General features: G+C 71.9%; 22 protein-coding genes and 1 tRNA gene. 8 read left to right on the top strand and 15 right to left on the bottom strand.

The window, feature by feature from the left end:
- Positions 1-27 precede the first annotated feature (27 nt).
- The 4 genes from QF034_RS35575 to QF034_RS35560 are packed head-to-tail and all read right to left on the bottom strand — an operon-like array spanning position 28 to position 4034.
- A complete protein-coding gene (locus tag QF034_RS35575) occupies positions 28-1008 on the bottom strand; it encodes an alpha-ketoacid dehydrogenase subunit beta (RefSeq protein ID WP_307178779.1) in 981 nt (326 codons plus the stop codon).
- Positions 996-1973 carry a thiamine pyrophosphate-dependent dehydrogenase E1 component subunit alpha gene (locus tag QF034_RS35570; RefSeq protein WP_307178778.1) on the bottom strand — a complete coding sequence of 326 codons (978 nt, stop codon included), beginning with the start codon at positions 1971-1973 and terminating at the stop codon, positions 996-998. Before QF034_RS35570 ends, QF034_RS35575 begins: the two co-directional genes overlap by 13 nt.
- Complete coding sequence (locus QF034_RS35565; protein ID WP_307178777.1) at positions 1973-3322, bottom strand: M24 family metallopeptidase; 1350 nt, start codon at positions 3320-3322, stop codon at positions 1973-1975. Before QF034_RS35565 ends, QF034_RS35570 begins: the two co-directional genes overlap by 1 nt.
- Before the next feature lie 52 nt (positions 3323-3374).
- Positions 3375-4034: a helix-turn-helix domain-containing protein gene (locus QF034_RS35560; protein WP_307178776.1), complete on the bottom strand. Its 660-nt coding sequence runs from the start codon at positions 4032-4034 to the stop codon at positions 3375-3377.
- Positions 4035-4232: 198 nt separating this feature from the next.
- On the opposite strand from QF034_RS35560, the gene QF034_RS35555 reads away from it, so the two are divergent.
- The 8 genes from QF034_RS35555 (at position 4233) to QF034_RS35520 (ending at position 12884) form a co-directional block, all read left to right on the top strand.
- On the top strand, positions 4233-5057 hold the full coding sequence (locus tag QF034_RS35555) for a hypothetical protein (protein ID WP_307178775.1): 825 nt from the start codon (positions 4233-4235) through the stop codon (positions 5055-5057).
- Between the two features lie 138 nt (positions 5058-5195).
- Positions 5196-6008 carry an SAM-dependent methyltransferase gene (locus tag QF034_RS35550; protein WP_307178774.1) on the top strand — a complete coding sequence of 271 codons (813 nt, stop codon included), beginning with the start codon at positions 5196-5198 and terminating at the stop codon, positions 6006-6008.
- Positions 6009-6053: 45 nt separating this feature from the next.
- Positions 6054-7457: a type I glutamate--ammonia ligase gene (locus tag QF034_RS35545; RefSeq protein WP_307178773.1), complete on the top strand. Its 1404-nt coding sequence runs from the start codon at positions 6054-6056 to the stop codon at positions 7455-7457.
- A gap of 1 nt (position 7458) precedes the next feature.
- Positions 7459-8598: an amidohydrolase family protein gene (locus QF034_RS35540; protein WP_307178772.1), complete on the top strand. Its 1140-nt coding sequence runs from the start codon at positions 7459-7461 to the stop codon at positions 8596-8598.
- A gap of 84 nt (positions 8599-8682) precedes the next feature.
- Entirely contained in the window at positions 8683-9210 is a 528-nt protein-coding gene (locus tag QF034_RS35535; RefSeq protein ID WP_167409651.1) for an NUDIX hydrolase family protein, read from the top strand.
- A 31-nt stretch (positions 9211-9241) separates the two neighbouring features.
- Positions 9242-10243, top strand: a complete 1002-nt coding sequence (locus tag QF034_RS35530; protein ID WP_307178771.1) for a glycoside hydrolase family 43 protein — start codon at positions 9242-9244, stop codon at positions 10241-10243.
- Between the two features lie 211 nt (positions 10244-10454).
- Positions 10455-11843: a PP2C family protein-serine/threonine phosphatase gene (locus QF034_RS35525; protein WP_307178770.1), complete on the top strand. Its 1389-nt coding sequence runs from the start codon at positions 10455-10457 to the stop codon at positions 11841-11843.
- A gap of 33 nt (positions 11844-11876) precedes the next feature.
- Complete coding sequence (locus tag QF034_RS35520) at positions 11877-12884, top strand: MASE1 domain-containing protein (protein WP_307178769.1); 1008 nt, start codon at positions 11877-11879, stop codon at positions 12882-12884.
- Positions 12885-12949: 65 nt separating this feature from the next.
- On the opposite strand, the gene QF034_RS35515 is transcribed toward QF034_RS35520, so the two are convergent.
- The 11 genes from QF034_RS35515 to QF034_RS35465 form a co-directional block, all read right to left on the bottom strand.
- A tRNA-Pro gene (locus tag QF034_RS35515) sits at positions 12950-13023 on the bottom strand.
- Between the two features lie 101 nt (positions 13024-13124).
- On the bottom strand, positions 13125-13484 hold the full coding sequence (locus QF034_RS35510) for an MmcQ/YjbR family DNA-binding protein (protein ID WP_307178768.1): 360 nt from the start codon (positions 13482-13484) through the stop codon (positions 13125-13127).
- A gap of 30 nt (positions 13485-13514) precedes the next feature.
- Positions 13515-14048, bottom strand: coding sequence for a GNAT family N-acetyltransferase (locus QF034_RS35505; RefSeq protein ID WP_307178767.1), 534 nt, complete (start codon positions 14046-14048; stop codon positions 13515-13517).
- On the bottom strand, positions 14045-14617 hold the full coding sequence (locus tag QF034_RS35500; protein WP_307178766.1) for a helix-turn-helix domain-containing protein: 573 nt from the start codon (positions 14615-14617) through the stop codon (positions 14045-14047). Before QF034_RS35500 ends, QF034_RS35505 begins: the two co-directional genes overlap by 4 nt.
- Positions 14618-14662: 45 nt before the next feature.
- Positions 14663-15565, bottom strand: coding sequence for a LysR family transcriptional regulator (locus tag QF034_RS35495; RefSeq protein ID WP_307178765.1), 903 nt, complete (start codon positions 15563-15565; stop codon positions 14663-14665).
- Between the two features lie 31 nt (positions 15566-15596).
- Positions 15597-16790 carry a glycine C-acetyltransferase gene (locus QF034_RS35490; RefSeq protein WP_307178764.1) on the bottom strand — a complete coding sequence of 398 codons (1194 nt, stop codon included), beginning with the start codon at positions 16788-16790 and terminating at the stop codon, positions 15597-15599.
- Positions 16791-16823: 33 nt separating this feature from the next.
- A complete protein-coding gene (gene tdh, locus QF034_RS35485; protein WP_307178763.1) occupies positions 16824-17852 on the bottom strand; it encodes an L-threonine 3-dehydrogenase in 1029 nt (342 codons plus the stop codon).
- Positions 17853-18036: 184 nt separating this feature from the next.
- Positions 18037-18609 (bottom strand): GAF domain-containing protein, encoded by a 573-nt coding sequence (locus tag QF034_RS35480; RefSeq protein WP_307178762.1) that lies wholly within the window; start codon positions 18607-18609, stop codon positions 18037-18039.
- 87 nt (positions 18610-18696) lie between these two features.
- A complete protein-coding gene (locus QF034_RS35475; RefSeq protein ID WP_307178761.1) occupies positions 18697-19326 on the bottom strand; it encodes a GTP-binding protein in 630 nt (209 codons plus the stop codon).
- Positions 19304-19675: a DUF742 domain-containing protein gene (locus tag QF034_RS35470; RefSeq protein ID WP_010044672.1), complete on the bottom strand. Its 372-nt coding sequence runs from the start codon at positions 19673-19675 to the stop codon at positions 19304-19306. The genes QF034_RS35475 and QF034_RS35470 overlap by 23 nt, the downstream gene beginning before the upstream one ends.
- A gap of 2 nt (positions 19676-19677) precedes the next feature.
- Positions 19678-20112, bottom strand: a complete 435-nt coding sequence (locus tag QF034_RS35465) for a roadblock/LC7 domain-containing protein (protein WP_086564018.1) — start codon at positions 20110-20112, stop codon at positions 19678-19680.
- Positions 20113-20158 lie beyond the last annotated feature (46 nt).

The following is a 20158-nucleotide window of genomic DNA, read 5'->3' as shown; positions in this document are numbered from 1 at the left end:
GGGCGGTGGGCGGCGTCGATGGGCGGCTCAGTAGGCGGCGAGTGCGCGGACCGCCGTGACGACCTTGCCGGCGGTGGGGATGACCTGTTCCTCCAGCGCGTCGGCGAACGGCAGCGGGACGCACTCCCCCGCCACCCGCCGCACGGGCGCGTCCAGCAGGCCGAAGCCCTCGTCGGCGACGATCGAGACGACGGTGCCGCCCCAGCCGCCCTGATACGGGTTCTCCTCGACGGTGACGAGCCGCGAAGTCTTGCTCAGCGAGGCGAGGACGGTCGCGGCGTCCAGCGGGACCAGGCAGCGCAGGTCGACCACCTCCGCCTCGATCCCCTCCCCCGACAGCACGTCGGCGGCCTTCAGCGCCAGGGGCACCGTCGAGGCGAGCGCGACGAGCGTGACGTCGGCGCCCTCGCGTACGACGGCGGCCCGGCCCAGCTCGACGACATGGTCAGGCGATGGCGGCGGCCCCTTGGTGGCCAGGAGGGCCTTGTGCTCGAAGAAGACCACGGGGTCGTCGCTGCGGATCGCCGCCGCCATCATGCCGATGACGTCGGCGGGTGTGGCCGGTGCCGCGATCTTCAGGCCGGGGACGGCCAGGGCCCAGTTCTCGGTGGCCTGGGAGTGCTGGGCGCCGAAGCCGAGCCCGCCGCCGTTGGCGGTGCGCACGACGAGCGGCACCGTCACCTGGCCGCCGGTCATGTAGCGGACCTTGGGGATCTCGTTGGCGAGGTAGTCCCAGCAGCAGGCCAGGAAGTCGGAGAACATGATCTCCGCGACGGGCCGCAGCCCGGTCATCGCGGCACCCATCGCCGCGCCCACGATGGCCTGTTCGGATATGGGCGTGTCCCACACCCGCTCGGGCCCGAACTCCTTCAACAGGCCCACGGTCGTCTTGAACACACCGCCGGCCGCGGCGATGTCCTCCCCGAGGCACACGACGGAGGTGTCCCGGCGCATCTCGCGCGCGATGCCCTCGGCGACCGCTTCCCGGTAGGTGATCACGTCCGCCATGCGGCACCTCCGTCCGCCCACACGTCGGTCAGCGCCTCCCGCGGATCGGGCGGCGGCCCGGCCTTCGCCGCCTCGACGGCCCGCTCCACGACGGCCCGGGCCCGCTCGTCGGCCTCCGCGACCGCCTCCGCCCCGGCCCCCAGCTCGGCGAGCCGCCCCCGGGCGAGGTCCAGCGGGTCGTGCTTCAGCCACCGTTCGACCTCCTCGGCCGGACGGTACGCCGCCGGGTCGGAGCGGCTGTGCCCGAAGTGCCGGTAGGTCTCGGCCTCCAGCACGGCGGGCCCGTCCCCCGCCCGGGCCCGCCGCGCGAGCCGCGCCACCGCCTCCTCGACGGCGACGACGTCGTTGCCGTCGACGACCTCGCCGGGGATACCGTGGGCGGGCGCCCGGTCGGCGGCGGGCCGGGCCACCGCCGTGACGTCGGCGATCGGCGTGTACTCCATGTACAGGTTGTTCTCGCACACGAAGAGCACCGGCAGCTTCCACACGGCGGCCAGATTGAGCGACTCGTGGAAGGCGCCGATGTTGGTCGCGCCGTCACCGAAGAAGGCGACCGCCAGCTGGTCCGTACCGCGCAGCCGGGCCGACCAGGCCGCGCCGACCGCCATCGGCAGATGCGCACCGACGATGGCGTACGAGCCGAGCATGCCGGTGGCCGCCTTGGTCAGGTGCATGGAGCCGCCCTTGGCCTTGCACAGCCCGGTCGCCCGGCTCATCAGCTCGGCGAGGCACTCCTCGGGGGTGGCGCCCCGGGCGAGGGCATGGTGGTGGCCCCTATAGGTGGCGAACACATAGTCGTCCGGGTGCAGGGCGGCGCTCGCACCCACGGCGATCGCCTCCTGCCCGGCGGCGAGATGCGTGGTGCCCTTGACCAGGCCCTGGAGGAACAGGTCGTGGGCGGCCTTCTCCGTACGGCGGATGACGGCCATCCGCTCGTAGCAGGCGAGGAGTCCGGCGGCGTCCATCAGTCCGCTCCGTCGCCATGAGACGTGTCGCGAGAGGTGTTGAGATGGGACTGCGCCTCCCGGCGGGTGTTCAGTTCGCCGCCCACCGTCCAGTACTTGCGCCCGGCCACCAGCAGTTCCTCGGCGGGGAACTTGGTGATGACCTCGCAGCCGTCGGCGGTGACGACGAGCTCCTCCTCGATCCGGGCGGCGGACCAGCCGTCGGCGGCCGGCCAGTAGGTCTCCAGGGCGAACACCATGCCCTCTTCGAGGACTTCGGGGTGATCGAGGGAGACCAGGCGGCTGAAGATCGGCTTCTCCCAGATCGACAGGCCGACGCCATGGCCGTACTGGAGGGCGAACGCGGCGGTCTCGTCGGCGAAGCCGAACTCCTCCGCACGCGGCCACACCCGCACGATGTCGGCGGTGGTCGCGCCCGGCCGGACGAGCGCGATCGCCTGGTCCATGTACGCGCGGCAGCGCACATAGGCGTCCCGCTGCGCACGGGAGGCGCTGCCGACGGCGAACGTGCGGTAGTAGCAGGTGCGGTAGCCCAGGTGGCTGTGCAGGATGTCGAAGAAGGCCGGGTCGCCGGGGCGGATCAGGCGGTCGCTGTAGACGTGCGGATGCGGTGAACACCGTTCGCCCGAGATGGCGTTGACGCCCTCGACGTACTCGCTGCCGAGGTCGTACAGGGCCTTGGCCACGACCCCGACGCACTCGTTCTCGCGCACGCCCGGGCGCAGCTGGCCGTACAGCTCCTCGTAGGCCGCGTCGACCATGGCGCAGGCCTGGGTGAGCAGGGCGATCTCGTCGCCGGTCTTGATGCGGCGGGCCTCCAGGAAGACCTGCTGTCCGTCGACGACGTCGATGCCCTCGGCGCGCAGGGCGGCGAGGACGGGCATCTCGGCGACGTCGACGCCGAGCGGTTCGTTCGCCACCCCGTGGTCGCGCAGCTCGGCGGCGATCTTGGCGGCCACGTCCTCAGCGATACCCGCGTCCGGGTGGAAGGCGCCGCGCAGGGTGGAGATGCCGGCGCGGGCGCCGGTGGGCGGGCCGCCCTTGCCGTCGCTGTAGTCGAGCCACGGGTTGTACAGCTGGTGGTGCCGGGCGGCGGAGCCGAAGTCCCAGACGACCGGTTCCCCGTCGCGCACCAGCAGGGCGAAGCGGATCAGCTTGTCCATCGCCCAGGTGCCGATGTGCGTGGCGGTCATGTAGCGGATGTTGGCGAAGTCGAAGCTGAGCACCGCGCCCAGCTCGGAGCGGTTCAGGGACTCGTGCAGCCGGGCCAGGCGCTGTCCGCGCAGCCGGTCCAGGTCGATGCGCTCTTCCCAGTCGACGGCGTTGGGGCCGTATGTGCGGATCGCCATGGCGACCACCCCCACTTCGGAGTGAACGCCCGGGGCCTGCGGGTGTCAAGTGTCACTGAACACCGCCGGAGACGAACCAGACACCGACAGCCGGTACCTCTCCATCGTTGCGGTAGCGGTGGGGGGTCGTCGACTCGAAGGAGACGGCGTCGCCCGGGCGCACGGTGTACTCGTCGAAACCGAGGGTGAGGATCAGTTCACCGGAGGTCAGATAGCCGTACTCGGTACCGGCGTGCCGCATCAGGGCGCCGGAGCCGGAGGAGGAGCCGCCGGGCCGGTAGGTCACCAGCAGGAAGTCGACATCCGCGCCCGGCACCCGGCCCAGACGCTCCCAGACGACGCCCGAGTCCAGCTCCAGCGTCTCGCGCTCACCCGCACCGACCAGCGGGCCGATCCGCCGCCCCGGGTCGGCGGCGAAGGCGGCCAGGGCGTGCAGGACGGTGCCGGGGGCCGTCGCCGCGAGCGGGGTCGCTCCCCGCTCCGGGACTTCGGCTCTCTCCCGGGCGTCGAAGAGGGACTCGACGGAGATGCCCAGGGCCGTCGTGATCGCGTACAGCGTGCTGACGGAGGGCTGGCTCTTGCCGGTCTCGATCTGCGACACGAGGCTCGCCGAGACGCCGGCCTCCCGGGCGAGCGCGCGCAGGCTCGTCCCGCGCTCCAGCCGCGCTTGCCGGATACGCGCGCCGACGGGCGGCACGACGGCGGGGGACACGGGCGGCTCCTCTCCCGAGTGGCGGGTGTGCAGCCTCATTGAACAGCCGGTGGGCTGTGCCACGCCAGAGACAGCGCACACCCGGGGCCGGGTGAGTGCCCCGGGCCGCGCTCACCCGAACAGTCCGGTGCCGGTGGTGGGCCGTCGGTGCCGGTGGTGCGCTGAGGGCACGCGTCACGCTCTCAGGAGGCACTGCCGATGACCCGTCGTCCGTACCGGCTCGCCCGTGTTCTCTCCTCCGCCCTGGCGGCAGGCACGCTGCTGACCACCACGGCCTGCTCGGACGACGGTGACACGGACGGTTCGCGCGTCTCGGACGTCGCCGCGTCACAGGTCGCCGGGAAGCGGCAGACCCTCTCGCCGACCGCCACCCTCACCACGGACGGCGCACGGACCGCGCTGATCACCGAGGCGGACATCGAGGACGACTGGACCCAGGTCAAGGACACGGAGGCCGAGAACTGGCACGACAGCCTGCTCATCGGCAGGGTCGACGTCTCCGACTTCCTCACCGCCAAGGCCCAGGCCGCCGACTGCCGGCGGCTCCTCGACTCCCTCTTCGACGACGATCTGCTGGGCAGGCCGTCCGGGGCGTCCGCACTGCGCGGCTTCGAGCAGGGCGACTCGCGCCTGCTGTACCAGGTGGCCTCCTACGAACGGACAGATCCGCAGGACTCCTTGAACTGGATGGCGAGCCTGCCGGAGAAGTGCGACCAGTTCACCGTCACCGACGACGGCGAACAGCGCACCGTCCAGGTCGTCGAGACCTCGCTGCCCGACGTGGGCGACGCCCGTGAGGGCCTGCGCGTGACGGTACGGGGCACGACCGGCGGCACGCAGGCCACGCTGACCCTGGACGTGGCCGCCGTACGCGTCGGCGACGACGCGATCACCGTCACGGCGGGCGGGCTCGACGGGGGCGAGAGCGACTCCGTCGGGCAGGCGGTGCGGCTCGGCACCCAGCGCCTGAAGGACGTGCTGGCCGGTAAGACGCCCGCCCCGAACCCCAGCGAGGTGGAGTAGCACGGTCGGCAGCTCTCCCCCCGCCGCGCGCCTACGCTCCCCGACGGCTTCTGCCGATTCCGGGGACAGGTGATCATCGGAGCGACACAATGGCCGCGGTGACCGGCACCGGTCGCTCGTGCGAGGAGAGGAAGAGACGTGAGTGAGAGCCACACCCCGCCGAGCGGCTCGGCGCGGCTGAACACCGGTGTGGCGCACAACGCGCGCGTGTGGAACTACTGGATCGGCGGCAAGGACAACTACGAGGTCGACCAGAAGGTCGGCGAGCAGGTGGCCGGCATGTTCCCGATCATCCGGGACATCGCCCGGGCGGACCGGGACTTCCTGGGCCGGGCCGTGTCGTTCCTGGCCGGCGAGCGCGGAGTGCGGCAGTTCCTCGACATCGGCACGGGGCTGCCGACGGCGGCCAACACCCACCAGATCGCCCAGCGGCTCGCGCCCGACTCCCGGATCGTCTACGTCGACAACGACCCGATCGTGCTGGTGCACGCCCGCACCCTGCTGGCCGGCAGCCCCGACGGCGTCACCGCCTACATCGACGCCGACGTGCACGACCCGGACGCCATCCTCGAACGGGCCGGGCACACCCTCGACCTCACCCAACCCGTCGCCGTCATGATGCTGGGCATCCTCAACTTCGTCCTGGACACGGAGAAGGCCCGGGACATCGTGCGCCGTGTGATGGCCGCGGTCCCCTCCGGCAGCCACCTGGTCCTCACCCACCCCACCTTCGACGACGTGCTCGGCGGCGCGGGGCAGATCCCGGCCATGAAGTTCTGGAACGAGAACGCCACTCCCCCGATCACCGCCCGCAGCGGCGCGGACATCGCCGCGTTCTTCGAAGGCCTGGAGCTGCTCGATCCGGGACTGGTGTCGTGCGGCCAGTGGCGCGCCGACGCCGGCTCGGCCGTGCTGGTGCCGCAGTACGGCGCGGTGGCCGTCAAGCCCTGACGCCCGGCGACCGTCCCGGCGGGGAGGACGTATCGAGGAGGACGTATGACGACCCTGGCCGATCCGGTGCCCGGCGGCCGTCCCGGCGATGTCGAGCGGGCCACCGCGCTGAGCGGCGAGCTGTCGGGGCGGGGTGTGCACGGCGTCGTGCTGTCCTACGTCGACACCGCGGGCATCGGCAGGGTGAAGACGATCCCGACGGCCCGGCTCGCCTCCGCCGCCGCCTGGGGCGTCGGCATGTCCCCGGTGTTCGACACGTTCCTGGCGAACGACTCCATCGTGACCACCGACGTCCTCGGCTCCCCCGACGGCGATCTGCGCCTCTACCCGGACCTCGACCAGCTCGTGGTGCTGGCCGGGCAGCCGGGCTGGGCGTGGGCGCCGGTCGACCGGGTCACGCAGGACGGGGAGCGTCATCCCGGCTGCGCGCGTACGTTCCTGCGCCGGGTCGTCGCCGAGGCGGCCGAGCGGCACGGCCTGACGTTCAAGGCGGCCGTGGAGGTCGAGTGGACCCTGGCCCGCGAGGACGCGCCCGGCGACGCGTTCGTGCCCGCGACGACCGGTCCGGCGTACGGGGCCGCACGGCAGGTGGAGCTCGGTGACTGCACCGCCGACCTGCTGGCCGCGTGCGCGGCCCAGGGCCTCGACGTGGAACAGGTCCATCCCGAGTACGCGGCCGGGCAGTTCGAGATCTCGGTGGGTGCCGTCGACCCGGTGGCGGCGGCCGACCGCAGCGTGCTGGTGCGGCAGACGGTCCGGGCGGTGTCCCGGCGGCACGGGCTGCGCGTCTCCTTCGCCCCGGCCGTCGTGGGGCAGGGCGTCGGCAACGGCGGGCACGTCCATCTCTCCGCCTGGCGCGGCGGGGCCAATCTGCACTCCGGGGGCGAGGGCCGCTACGGCATGACGGCCGAGGCGGAGTCGTTCACGGCCGGCCTCCTCGCCCATCTGCCCGGTCTCACGGCCGTGACCGCGCCGAGCCCCGCCAGCTATCTGCGGCTCAGGCCCTCCCAGTGGGCCGGGGTGTTCACCGCGTGGGGCCGCGAGACCCGGGAGACCGCCTTGCGCGTCGTCACGGGCACCGCGGGACTGCGCGACCAGGCGGCCAACCTGGAGATCAAACCGATCGACCTGGCCGCGAACCCCTATCTCGCGATCGGCTCCCTGATCGCCGCCGGACTGGACGGCCTGGCCTCGTCCGCCGCCCTGCCCGAGGAGACCACCGGGGATCCGGCACGGCTGGGCGAGGCCGAGGCGGCGGCCCGGGGCGTACGGCGGCTGCCGGTCTCGCTGGAGCGGGCCGTCGAGGAATTCCGCGAGGACGACGTGCTGCGGGCGGCCCTCGGCCCGGTCCTGGCCGACGCGGTGATCGCCGTACGGCGGGGAGAGCTGGCGTCCGTCGCCGGTCTCGACGACGACCAGGTGGCGGCGGCGTACCGGTGGAAGTACTGACGTGGGCGCGGTCCGCGAAGCGCTCGACGCGCTGCGCCTGGTCGACCACCACTGCCACGGCACGGTGGCCGCCGATCTCGGCCGGGAGGCCTTCGAGCCGCTCCTCACGGAGGGTGACGCGTGGCCGGGCGTCTCGCCCTTCGACAGTCCCGTGGGCGTGGCCGTGCGCCGCCACTGCGCTCCCCTGCTGGACCTGCCGCGGCACGCCCCCGTCGAGCAGTACCTGGCCCGGCGCTCGGAGCTCGGCTGGCGCGAGGTGCAGCGGCGCTTCCTGAGCGCCTCGGGCACGGACGTCTTCTGCGTCGACACCGGTATCGCCGCCGAGCGGCTCACCACCCCGGGTGACGTCGCCGAGGCCGCGGGCGGGTCCGCGTACGAGGTCGTGCGGCTGGAGAGCGTCGCCGAGTCGGTGCGGGCCGCGGGGGTCGAGCCGGACGCCTACGCGGACGCCTTCCGCGCGGCGGCGCTGGACGCCGTTCGGCGACCCGGCGTGGTGGCGGTGAAGTCGGTGGCGGCCTACCGCACCGGCTTCGGCCTGGACCCGGCCCGCCCCTCGGACGCGGAGGTCACCGGCGCCGCCCGGCGCTGGACGGCCCGCGGCGGCCGTCTGGACGATCCGGTCCTGGTGCGGCACCTGCTGTGGACCGCCGTCGACCTCGGCCTGCCGCTGCAGCTGCACACCGGGTTCGGCGACAACGACATCCGGCTGCACCGGGCCGACCCGGCCCTCCTCACGGACTGGCTGCACCTGACCGCCGGGACGATCCCGGTCCTGCTGCTGCACTGCTGGCCCTACCAGCGGCAGGCCGCCTACCTCGCGGCGGTCTTCGAGCAGGTGCATCTCGACGTGGGCCTCACCCTCCACCACGTCGGCCCGGCCCGGGCCGCTGCCGTCCTGGCGGAGGCTCTGGAGATCACACCGTTCCGCAAGCTGCTGTACAGCTCCGACGCGTACGGTGTGCCGGAGTTCTTCCACCTCGGGGCGCTCGCCTTCCGGCAGGGCCTGGCGGAACTGCTCCAGGAGCGGGTGGACGCCGACGAGCTGTCCCCGCCGGACGCGCTGCGGATCGCCCGGTGGGCCGGGCGGGACAACGCCCGCCGGGTCTACGGGCTCCCGGACGACCTCCCGGGAGGCGGCTGAACGGCGTGTGGCCGGTCACAGTTCCTCCCGAGCGGCTACCCAGGAAGTCCGAACGGCTGAAAGTATGATCAAGCGATGTCTGACATGACCGAAACCACGCCCGGCTGGCTGTCCTCCGACGAACTGGAGATGACGCGCGCCCGCATGCCGATCCTGTACGTCGATGCGGTCCCGGTCCGGGTCGACGACAGCGGCGAAGTCACCAGTGTCGGGGTGCTGCTGCGCATGGGACCCGACGGGACGGTCAGCCGGACGCTGGTGTCCGGCCGGGTGCTGCACCACGAACGCGTCCGCGACGCCCTGCTGCGCCATCTGGAGAAGGACCTCGGCCCGGTCGCGCTGCCCCGGGTCCCGACGTCGCTCCAGCCGTTCACGGTCGCGGAGTACTTCCCGACGCAGGGCATCACGCCGTACCACGACCCCCGCCAGCACGCGGTGTCCCTGGCCTACATCGTGCCGGTGACGGGTGACTGCCGGCCCCGGCAGGACGCCCTCGACCTGGTGTGGTTCAGCCCGCAGGAGGCCGTCTCGGAGGCGGTGCAGAGCGAGATGCCGGGCGGTCACGGGGTGCTGCTCAAGCAGGCGCTGGCCCATGCGGGCTGCGTGATCTGACGGGTGCGGGCCATTACCGAGGGGTGAGCTGATGCGGCTTCCCGACATGCCGCTGCACGACCCGTTCGTCGTCGCCGACGAATCGACGCGCACCTACCACCTCTACACGTCCAACGACCCCTCCGTATCGGGCGTGGACGGCACCGGCACGATGGTCTACCGCAGTCACGACCTGCGCGACTGGACGCGCCCCGTCGTGGTGTTCCTGACCGCCGAGCAGGAGGGCATCTGGGCGGCGGACGGCGCATGGGCCCCGGAGGTGCACGCCTGGGACGGCAGGTACTACCTCTTCACCACACTGCACGACGAGGACCGGCCGCTCCCGGTCCCGCCGCCCAACCAGTGGGGTGTCCCGTTCCGGACCCCGACCCATGTGCGGGGCACGATCACGGCGGTCTCCGACTCGCTGCTGGGCCCGTTCACCGTGCTCGACCCGGCCCGCCCGGTCCCGCCCGAGCACCTCATGACCCTCGACGGCACGCTGTACGTCGACCCGTCCGGGCAGCCCTGGATGGTGTACGCGCACGAGTGGCTCCAGACGATCGACGGAACGATGGAGGCGGTCCGGCTGACTCCCGACCTGTCCCGGACGGTCGGCGACCCGGTGTACCTCTTCAAGGGCTCGGACGCGCCCTGGACCGCCGAGCAGATCCCCGCGGGCGTACCGCACCAGCTGCCGCCGTACATCACCGACGGTCCTCAGCTGTACCGCACCCCCGACGGGTCCCTGCTGATGCTGTGGTCGACGTACGAGAAGAACACGGCCGGTCCTGACGGCACGGTCAGCGGCGGCTATGTGCAGACCTACGCCGTGTCGAGGTCCGGGGACCTCCAGGGCCCGTGGCGGCAGCACCGGCCGCTGGTCCGCGACGACAGCGGCCACGGCATGCTGTTCCACACCTTCGACGGCCGCCTGATGATGATCCTCCACCGGCCCTTCGAGAACGCGCGCGGGAAGCTGTACGAGATGGGACTGCGCGGTCACGAGCTGGAGGTACTGCGCCGCCGCGACGACCTGGACGGGGGCGGCTGACCCGCCTTTTCCCGTCACCGAGGCGGCGGTAGGCCCGGCCGGCGTGATCATGGCGGGGCCGCGTCGGATGGCTCCGACGCGGCCCGGCACTAAGCTGTACCAGGTGAGAAGGCCTGTTGTGGCGACATCCGCCGGCCGGCGCCCCGTCGGGGTGGATTCCGCGACAGTTGCCCCCCGAAGGTGACCCGAGACCGGGCAAGAGGCGCTCGCGATGGCAGGAGAGCGGCAAGAGCAGCACCCGAGGCAGCCGCAGCTGCCCGATCTGCACCTGCGCCTGCGGAGCGAGCTGAGCCGGATCGACGAGCAGCTGCGCGCCCTGCTGGATGCCATGGACCGGATGCAGGGCCTGCTGGACGCGGTGGTGGCCATCACTCGGGAGGTGGAACTGACCGCTGTGCTGCGCCGCATCGTGACCACCGCCATGGAGCTGGTCGGCGCCCGCTACGGGGCACTGGGCGTGCTCAACGAGTCGGGGGAGCACTTGGAGGACTTCATCACGGCCGGGCTTTCCGAGCAGGAACGCGCCGAGCTGGACGATACCGATCTGCCTCGCGGACTGGGTGTCCTCGGTCATCTCATCAGCCACCCCGAGCCCCTGCGGATCGACGACATCCCTGCCCATCGCTCCTCGGCCGGCTTCCCGCCCCGTCATCCGCACATGCGTACGTTGCTCGGGGTCGCCATCAGCGTCCGCGGCGCGATCTACGGCGACCTGTACCTCGCCGAGCGGCGCGACGGACAGCCCTTCGACATCCACGACCAGAACGTCGTCACGGCCCTGGCCAGCGCCGCCGGCATCGCGATCGAGAACGTCCGCCTGTTCGAACAGGTTCGTCTCGGAGCCGAGCAGTTCCAGCGGCTGCTCCTGCCCGCGCTGCCCGACCTGCGGCCCTTCACCGCCGCCGCCGTCTACCGGCCTGCCGCCGAGCCCAGCAGACTCGGAGGGGACTGGTACGACGCGATTCCCCTGCCCGGCGACGTCGTGGCGGTCGTCATCGGTGACGTGGTCGGTCACGACCTGGAAGCCGCGGCCGCCATGGCCTCGACGCGCAACATGCTGCGCGCTCTGCTGTTCGAACGGGGCAGTACGCCCGGTGCGGTCCTCGCCCGGCTCGACCGCACGCTCCAGGCCATCACGACCAACCCCGTCACGACCACCGCCCTGGCCCGCATCGAACCGGAGGGGCCGGGCTGGCGCATTCACTGGAGCACCGCGGGCCACGTCCCACCTCTGCTGCTCACCCCTGAAGGACGAGCGGAATATCTTTCCGCCGAACCCGGGCTGCCGCTCGGGGTCGACCTCCAGGAACCCCGCCCCGACCACTCGCGATTCCTCTCCCCGGGGGCCACACTGGTCTTCTTCACCGACGGGCTGATCGAACATCCTGCCCACTGCATCGACGAGAGCATGAAGGAGCTCGCCGATCTCGCCACCGTCCATGCGGCTCTGCCCTTGGACGAGCTGGTGCGGGCACTGGCCGATCAGCACCCGAGCGACGGTCATGACGACATGGCCGTCCTCGCCCTGCGCATCCCGCCCGCCCGGGCAGAACACCCGGCTCAACGATCGCGTGGAGGTTTCGGCGGATCCGGCGGATGATGGTCCGGAAGGATGTCGATGCGGAGGTCCCCGATGACTGTCGCACGGCATGCCTGGCCCCGGCGCGTTGGCTCGGCCGCCCTGGAAATCTGCGTCGTCGCCGCGCTGTACTACGGCTCGGCCGAGATCGGACTGCTCCAGCAGCTGGTACGTGGCCAGGTCACCCCCTTGTGGCCGCCGAGCGGTATCGCGCTGGCCGGCCTGCTCCTCCGCGGCCCGCGGGTCTGGCCCGGGATCGCTCTCGGCGCGTTCCTGGTGAACATCTCGCTGGGGCCCTCGCTCCTGGCCGTACTCGTGATCGCGTCGGGCAACACGCTCGCACCTCTGTGCTCGTACGCCTTGCTCCGCCGTACCGGGTTCCGCAGGGAGATGGACCGTCTGCGGGACGCCCTCGCACTGATCTTCCTCGGCGCCTTCACCGGCATGCTGGTCAGCGCCACGCTGGGCAGTGGGACGCTGATCCTCACCGGTGTGCTGGACCTGGGCGACTTCTGGCCGACGTGGTCGGTCTGGTGGACCGGCGACGCGATGGGTGTCCTGGTGGTGACTCCGGTCCTGCTGGTGCTCCGCTCGGCCCGCCTGCCCCGGGGCGCTCCGCTGTCCCGATGGGTGGAGGGGGTCTTCCTCCTGGCCGTCACGGTCTGCGTCGGTTTCGTCGAGACCAGCAGCACGCCTCTGCTGTTCCTCGGTTTCCCGCTGCTGATCTGGGCGGCCTTCCGCTTCCAGTTGGCCGGGGCCGCGCCCTGCGCCCTCGCCGTGTCGACCTTCGCGATCATCGCGGCCGGCCAGAAGACGGGTCCGTTCACCGGGCACGATCTGCTCACCAACATGATCACCCTGCAGGCGTTCAACGGTTCCGCCTCGCTGACCGCCCTCCTGGTCGGAGCGGCCGTCAGTGAACGCGCCCAGGCCGAGAGGGAGATCACGCTGGCGTGCGGACAGCTCGCCGCGATGGTCACCAGAATCGCCGCCAATGATCGCCGCCCGACTCACCCCACCAGTGAGGGAGAGCAAGCGGAGAGGGATACGGCTCCGAAATGACGAAGGGCCCCGTCCCACCGAAGTGGAACAAGGCCCTGAACCGGGGTGACACCCCAGACACTCTGTCGGGACGACAGGATTTGAACCTGCGACCCCTTGACCCCCAGTCAAGTGCGCTACCAAGCTGCGCCACGTCCCGTTGCCCGTCTGACCTGGGGGTTTCCCTCGGCCGAACGCGCAGGGAAACAATACCGCACTCGCGCCGGTGATCGCGCATCCGTTTCCGGGGCCCACCCTCTCTCAGTCCGCCGCCGGGAGGCCCAGCCGGGGATGTGCCTCCAGGAGCCGGGTGGGGGCCGCCTGGCGCCAGGAGTCGGCCAGGACGTCCCGCAGTTCGCCCTCGTCCTCCAGCGCGGCGAGCCGGACCCGCACCCAGGCGAACTGCGCCTCGTGGCCGGCGATCCAGAACTTCCCCGGCTCGGCGAGCACCAGTTCGTCCCGCTCCTCCTTGGGGCAGCGCACGGCGATGGACGTCTCGTCCTCCGGCAGCGTGGCGAACATCTTTCCCGCGACCCGGAACGTGGGCATGCTCCAGGCGATCTTCTCCGTCGTGTCCGGCAGGGACAGGGCGATACGTCGTACGTCTTCGGCATCCGGCATGGCAGGCACGGTATCGACTGCCACTGACAATCACCTGGTGAGAGCGGTTGCCGGTACGTGCTTGTAGTAGATCGTCGTCGGCCGGAGCCGCCCGTCGGGGCTCGCCGCGTAGTCGGGGATCGCGCCGATCGCCGTCCAGCCGGCGGACCGGTACAGCTGCTCGGCGGGGCTGCCGGTCTCGGTGTCCAGGTGCAGGAGCGTGACGCCGGCCTCGGCGGCGGCGCCCTCGGCCGTGGCCAGGAGCCCGCGTCCGAGGCCACGGCCGCGGGCGTCCCGGTGCACCATGAGCTTGACGAGCTCGGCGCGGTGACGGCTGTTCGGCTTGCCGGGGAAGGCCAGGCTCACGGTGCCCAGCACCCGGCCCCCCTCGTACGCCGCCCACACGGCGAGCCGTCCCGCTGCCACGTCGCCCGCCCGTTCCTCCCACCAGGCGAGCGCCTCCGCCCGGTCGAGCGGGGCGAGGAAGCCGACCGAGGCACCGCCGTTCACGGTGTCGGCCAGCAGATCCGCCAACCCGGCCTTGTCCCCGGCGAGTCTGGCCGCGTCCAGGCGCTCGACGATCACGGCCGCACCACCGCCAGCAGATACCGGACGCCCTCGTCAGCGGCGCACCGGAACCGGGTCGGGCCCCACACGCGCATGCGCAGGCAGTCACCGGGGCCGAGGTGGTGTGCGGTGCCCTGCTCGGTCACGTCGAGGGCTCCTTCCAGGACCCAGATGTGCTGCTCCAGGCCGGTGACGGGCGGACGGTCGTAGGCGATGTCGGCCCCGGGCGAGAGGCGTGCCTCGACGAGTTCGCCGCGCAGGGCGGGGTGCGGCGGCGACACGGACCGCCGTACGAAGCCGGAGGCCTGGTCCTGCCAGACGGGCTGGTCGGCGGCCCGCAGTACGGGCGCAGGCTCGGCCTCGACCTCGCTGAGCAGCTGGGACATGGTCCGCCCGTAGACGGCGCACAGACGGTTCAGGAGGGAGGCCGTGGGACTGATCTCCGCCCGCTCGGCCCGGGACAGCGTGGACCGGCTCACTCCGCTGCGGTCAGCCAACTCGCCCAGGGAGTAGCCATGTTCGGTCCGCAGCTCGGCCAGGCGGGCGCCCAGCCGGGTGTCGATCGCGCCCGTGTCGTCACTTCTCATATCTGAGATGATATCCCGGATGCGAGACGACCGGTCAACGGGTCCTCACACGGGAGCAGCCGCGGCGAGCGCGTCCAGCACCGGGCGGATCAGGGGATGCTCCTCGGCTCCCCGGCGTACCGCGGCGAAGACCCGCCGGGTGGGCGCCGTGCCGTCGACGGGGCGGACGACCACCCCGGCGAGGTCCATGCCGCGCAGCGCCGAGCGCGGCACGAGGGCGACGCCCGCGTCGGCGGAGGCGAGGGCGACGACCGCGCGGAAGTCGTCCGAGGAGTGCTCCATGCGGGGCTGGAAGCCGGCGTTCTCGCAGGCCAGGACCACCACGTCGTGGCACGGGTTGCCGGGGTACGGGCCGATCCACGCATCCTTGGCCAGTTCGGCGAGCGGGATCTCCGCCGCCCCGGCCAGGCGGTGGGCGACCGGGACGACCGCGTCGAAGGGCTCGGCGTACAGCGGTACGTGGGTCAGCCGCGGGTCGTCGGCGGCCGGGGCGCCCCGGTATTCGACGGCGACGGCGACATCGACCTGCCGGTCCAGCACCATCGGCAGACTGGCGTCGCCCTCGGCGTCCTGGACGCGGATGCGGATACCGGGCGCCGACTCGGTGAGGCGGGCCACCGCGGGTGCGACGACCAGCGCGATGCCGGTCGCGAAGGAGGCGACCGTGACGGTGCCGGCCGCGCCCGAGCTGTAGGCGGCCAACTCGGCCTCCGCTCGCTCCAGTTGGGCGAGGACCGCGTTGGTGTGGCTGAGCAGGATCTCGCCGGCGGGGGTGAGGCGTACGCCCTTGGCGCCGCGCTCGACGAGCCGGTGCCCGGTCTCCTGCTCCAGTGCGGCGAGCTGCTGGGACACGGCCGACGGGGTCAGGTACAGCGCGGCGGCAGCCGCCGTCACCGTACGGTGGTCGGCCACCGCACGGAGGATGTGGAGCCGCCGCGCTTCGATCATGCGATCGATTCTCTCAGGTCGGCGGCGGTTCTCAGCCGTCCAGCTCCGCCCGGGCCGCCACGAAGGCGTCCACCGCCCGGTTCACGTCCTTGGTGGAGTGCGCGGCCGACAGCTGGACGCGGATCCGGGCCTGGTCCTGCGGGACCACCGGGTACGAGAAGCCGATCACGTACACGCCGCGCTCCAGCAGCAGCTCCGCCATGCGCCCGGCGACCGCCGCGTCACCGATCATCACGGGGGCGATGGGGTGGTCACCGGGGAGGACGTCGAAGCCCTCCTCGGTCATCCGGCCGCGGAAGAGCGCCGTGTTCTCGGCGAGCCGGACGCGCAGGTCGTCCGCCGACTCCAGCAGGTCGAGCACCTTCAGGGAGGCCGCCGCGATCACCGGGGCGAGCGTGTTCGAGAAGAGGTACGGCCGGGAGCGCTGACGCAGCAGCGCGACGATCTCGGCGCGGGCGGCGACATAGCCGCCCGAGGCGCCGCCCAGGGCCTTGCCGAGGGTGCCGGTGATGATGTCGACGCGGTCCATGACGCCGTGCAGCTCGGGCGTGCCGCGGCCGCCGGGACCGACGAAGCCGACGGCGTGCGAGTCGTCGACCATGACCATCGCGTCGTAACGGTCGGCGAGGTCGCAGATCTCGCGCAGCGGTGCCACGTAGCCGTCCATGGAGAAGACGCCGTCGGTGACGATCAGGCGGCGGCGCGCGTCGGAGGCCTCCTTCAGGCGGGCCTCCAGCTCGGCGAGGTCGCGGTTGGCGTAGCGGAGGCGGCGGGCCTTGGACAGCCGGATGCCGTCGATGATCGACGCGTGGTTGAGGGCGTCGGAGATGACCGCGTCCTCCGGGCCGAGCAGCGTCTCGAACACGCCGCCGTTGGCGTCGAAGCAGGAGGAGTACAGGATCGTGTCCTCCTGCCCGAGGAACGCCGACAGCCGCGCCTCCAGCTCCTTGTGCACCTCCTGCGTGCCGCAGATGAAGCGGACGGAGGCCATGCCGTAGCCCCAGCGGTCCAGGGCCTCGTGGGCGGCGGCGACGACCTCGGGGTGATCGGCGAGGCCGAGGTAGTTGTTGGCGCAGAAGTTGAGGACCCCGCCGGGGCGGCCGCCGGCGGTGACGCTGACGGTCGCGGACTGCGGGCTGCCGATCACGCGCTCGGGCTTGTGCAGGCCGGCGGCGCGGATCTCGTCGAGGGTGGCGCGCAGGTCGTCGCGCACGGAGTCGAACATGAGGGCTCCTGAAGTGCTTGCGGTGAGGGGGAGTTACGCGGTCCAGTCGAGGATGACCTTGCCGCCGCGGCCGCTCGCCGCGTCGGCGAACGCCGCCTCGAAGTCGCGGTAGCCGTACCGGCCGGTGATCACGGGCGCGAGGTCGAGGCCGCCTTCCAGCAGCACGGACATCGCGTACCAGGTCTCGAACATCTCGCGGCCGTAGATGCCCTTGATCGTGATCATCGAGGTGACGATCCGGGCCCAGTCGACGGGGAACTCCTGCGCGGGCAGGCCGAGCATCGCGATCCGGCCGCCGTGCGTCATGTTGGCGATCATGTCCCGCATGGCCTCGGGGCGGCCGGACATCTCCAGGCCGACGTCGAAGCCCTCGCGCAGGCCGAGCGTGCGCTGCCCGTCGGCGATGGTGGCGTCCGCGACATTGAGCGCGAGGCTGACCCCGATCTTGCGGGCCAGGTCCAGCCGCTCCTCGCTGACGTCGGTGATCATGATGTTGCGGGCTCCCGCGTGCCGGGCCACGGCGGCGGCCATCAGCCCGATCGGGCCCGCACCGGTGATCAGTACGTCCTCGCCGACGAGCGGGAAGGACAGCGCGGTGTGCACGGCGTTGCCGAACGGGTCGAAGATCGCGGCCACGTCGAGGTCGACGGGCACCCGGTGCACCCAGACGTTGGCGGCGGGCAGGACGACGTACTCGGCGAACGCCCCGTCGCGGCCCACGCCCAGCCCTATGGTGGCCCGGCACAGATGGCGGCGGCCGGCCTGGCAGTTGCGGCACTTGCCGCACACCAGGTGGCCCTCGCCGCTCACCCGGTCGCCGACGGCGATGTCGGTGACGTCCCGCCCGGTCTCGACGACCTCGCCGACGAACTCGTGCCCGACCACGAGCGGGGTACGGATCGCCTGCCGCGCCCAGCCGTCCCAGGCCCTGATGTGCAGGTCGGTGCCGCAGATACCGGTGCGCAGCACCTTGATCAGTACGTCGCCCGGTCCGACGGCGGGCTCCGGGACGTCCGCGAGCCACAGCCCGGGCTCCGCCTTCTGTTTGACCAGCGCCTTCACCGCTACGGCTCCTGGGGGTGAGTTCCGGCTCCGGGCACGCCGAAGGAGCCCCTGGGCCGGGAGAGGAGTGGGATCGCCCAGCAATCTGCCGTACGCCGGCCGTACCGGTCCATCGAGGTTTTCTTAAGCGCCGCCTCAGCTTTCCTTCACGCCCCCCGCGTGCGCTGCGGAAACACGGGGCACGTCAGTAGGGCAGCGTGCCGTCCCGGCCCTCCAGCTGCGCGACGAGCTGCGCGGCGTGTTCCTTGATGGCCGTCAGGCCCGGCTTCCCCCACGGCCGGGGCCCGACGTCGGCGACGCTGACCGTGCCCAGCACCAGGCCCGTACCGTCGATGAGCGGTGCTCCCAGATAGGAACGGATACCGAACTCGTCGACCACCGGATTGCCCGCGAACCGCGGATAGTCGTGGACGTCCTCCAGGACCAGGGCCTTGCGTCGCGCCACCACATGGGGGCAGAAGCCATGGTCGCGGGGAAGAGTACGGCCCACTCGTGGACTGGTGCCGTCGCTCCGCACCACCGGCGCGACGGCCGGAACGTACAGGCCCGCATAGAACTGGCCCCGCTCGTCCGGGAAGTTGACCATGGCGTACGGCGCCCCGGTGAGCTCGGCGAGGCCGTGCGCGAAGGCATCCAGTGCGGGTTCGGGACGCTCCCCCAGACCCAGCAGGCGCAGTCGGCCGGCGCGGGCGGGGGCCTCCTTGTCCTCGGGTGTGAGCAGCAGACGACCGGCCGGACGCGGCGGGTCGTAGCTCATGGGCGTCCTCCCGGACTGTGGGCATGCGTCATATTCGAGCTCCCTGACGGGCGTTGGGGGATGACATGTGGGGATCACTGGTGGCGTTCACATGTGGGCGCCATACCCCGTCGCGGGGGCGGGCGCATGGGCGATGAGGTGGCGCACGAGGGTCAGCAGGGTCTGGACCCCGGAGCTGGAGATCCGGGCGTCACAGCACACGACGGGGATCTCCTCGGACAGGTCGAGGGCCGCGCGCACCTCCTCCGGGTCGTAACGGTAGGCGCCGTCGAACTCGTTGACGGCGATGATGAAGCCGAGGCCGCGTTGTTCGAAGAAGTCGACGGCCGCGAAACACTCCTGGAGGCGGCGGGTGTCGGCGAGGATGACCGCCCCGAGTGCGCCCTCGCACAACTCGTCCCACATGAACCAGAACCGTTCCTGTCCGGGTGTGCCGAACAGGTACAGCACGTGTTTCGGGTCGAGCGTGATGCGGCCGAAGTCCATGGCCACGGTCGTCTCGACCTTGTTCTCGATGCCGTCGAGGTTGTCGGTCGCGGCACTGACGGTGGTGAGCAGTTCCTCCGTGCTGAGCGGCGCGATCTCGCTGACCGCGCCGACGAAGGTCGTCTTGCCCACGCCGAACCCGCCCGCCACCAGGATCTTGAGAGCGGTGGGGAACGGGTCGCCGCCGTGGCCGGAATCGCCGGCGTAGTCAGAGCTGTCGTCGTAGTCCATCGAGCACTGCCTCCAGAAGGGCCCGGTCCGTCGGGTTGTGGTGGAACGCGGGGGGCTTGGTGGTCAGCGCCCCGCAGTCGACGAGGTCCGCCAGCAGCACCTTGGTGACGGCCACCGGCAGCTTCAGATGGGCGGCGACCTCCGCGACAGCGACAGGCACACTGCACCGCTCGAGTGCCTGTGCGTGCTCGGGGCCGAGGTAGCCGAGGGGGGTCGCCCCGGTGGCCATCACCTGCGACATCAGGTCGAGCGCGACGGTGGGACGGGTGCGGCCGTTGCTGACCGTGAACGGGCGCACCAGCCGCCCGGCCGCGTCGTCGAGCCAGGGCCCGTCACCGGCCGCCGCCACCCTCAAGGCCTCATCGCCGGGGATTCGACGGACTGCTGGCGGGGAGCGGTGACCAGGTACGGGCGGACGCTCTTGACCAGCATCGCCATCTCGTAGCCGAGGACGGCCGCGTCGGCCTCGCGGCCGGCGAGGACGGCCAGGCAGGTGCCGGAGCCGGCGGTGGTGACGAACAGCAGGGTCGAGGCGAGTTCGACCACGACCTGCCGGACGTCGCCGCCGTCGCCGAAGCGGACGCCGGCGCTGCGGCCGAGGGAGTACAGGCCGGAGGCCAGGGCGGCCATGTGGTCGGCACTGTCCGGGTCGAGGCCGTGCACGGACTTCACGAGCCCGTCGCAGGACAGGAGCACCGCGGCGCTCGTGTGCGGTACGCGCTGCACGAGGCCGCTCATCAGCCAGTCGAGATCGGATACATGGGCGGTCGGCGCATCGCTCGCCATGGTGGATCGACTCCTTGGGGTACGAAGGTCTGCGGGAGCGCTGGGG

The sequence above is a fragment of the Streptomyces africanus genome, assembly GCF_030816955.1.
Lineage (GTDB): Bacteria > Actinomycetota > Actinomycetes > Streptomycetales > Streptomycetaceae > Streptomyces > Streptomyces africanus.
This window is presented reverse-complemented; position numbering and strand designations above follow the sequence as displayed.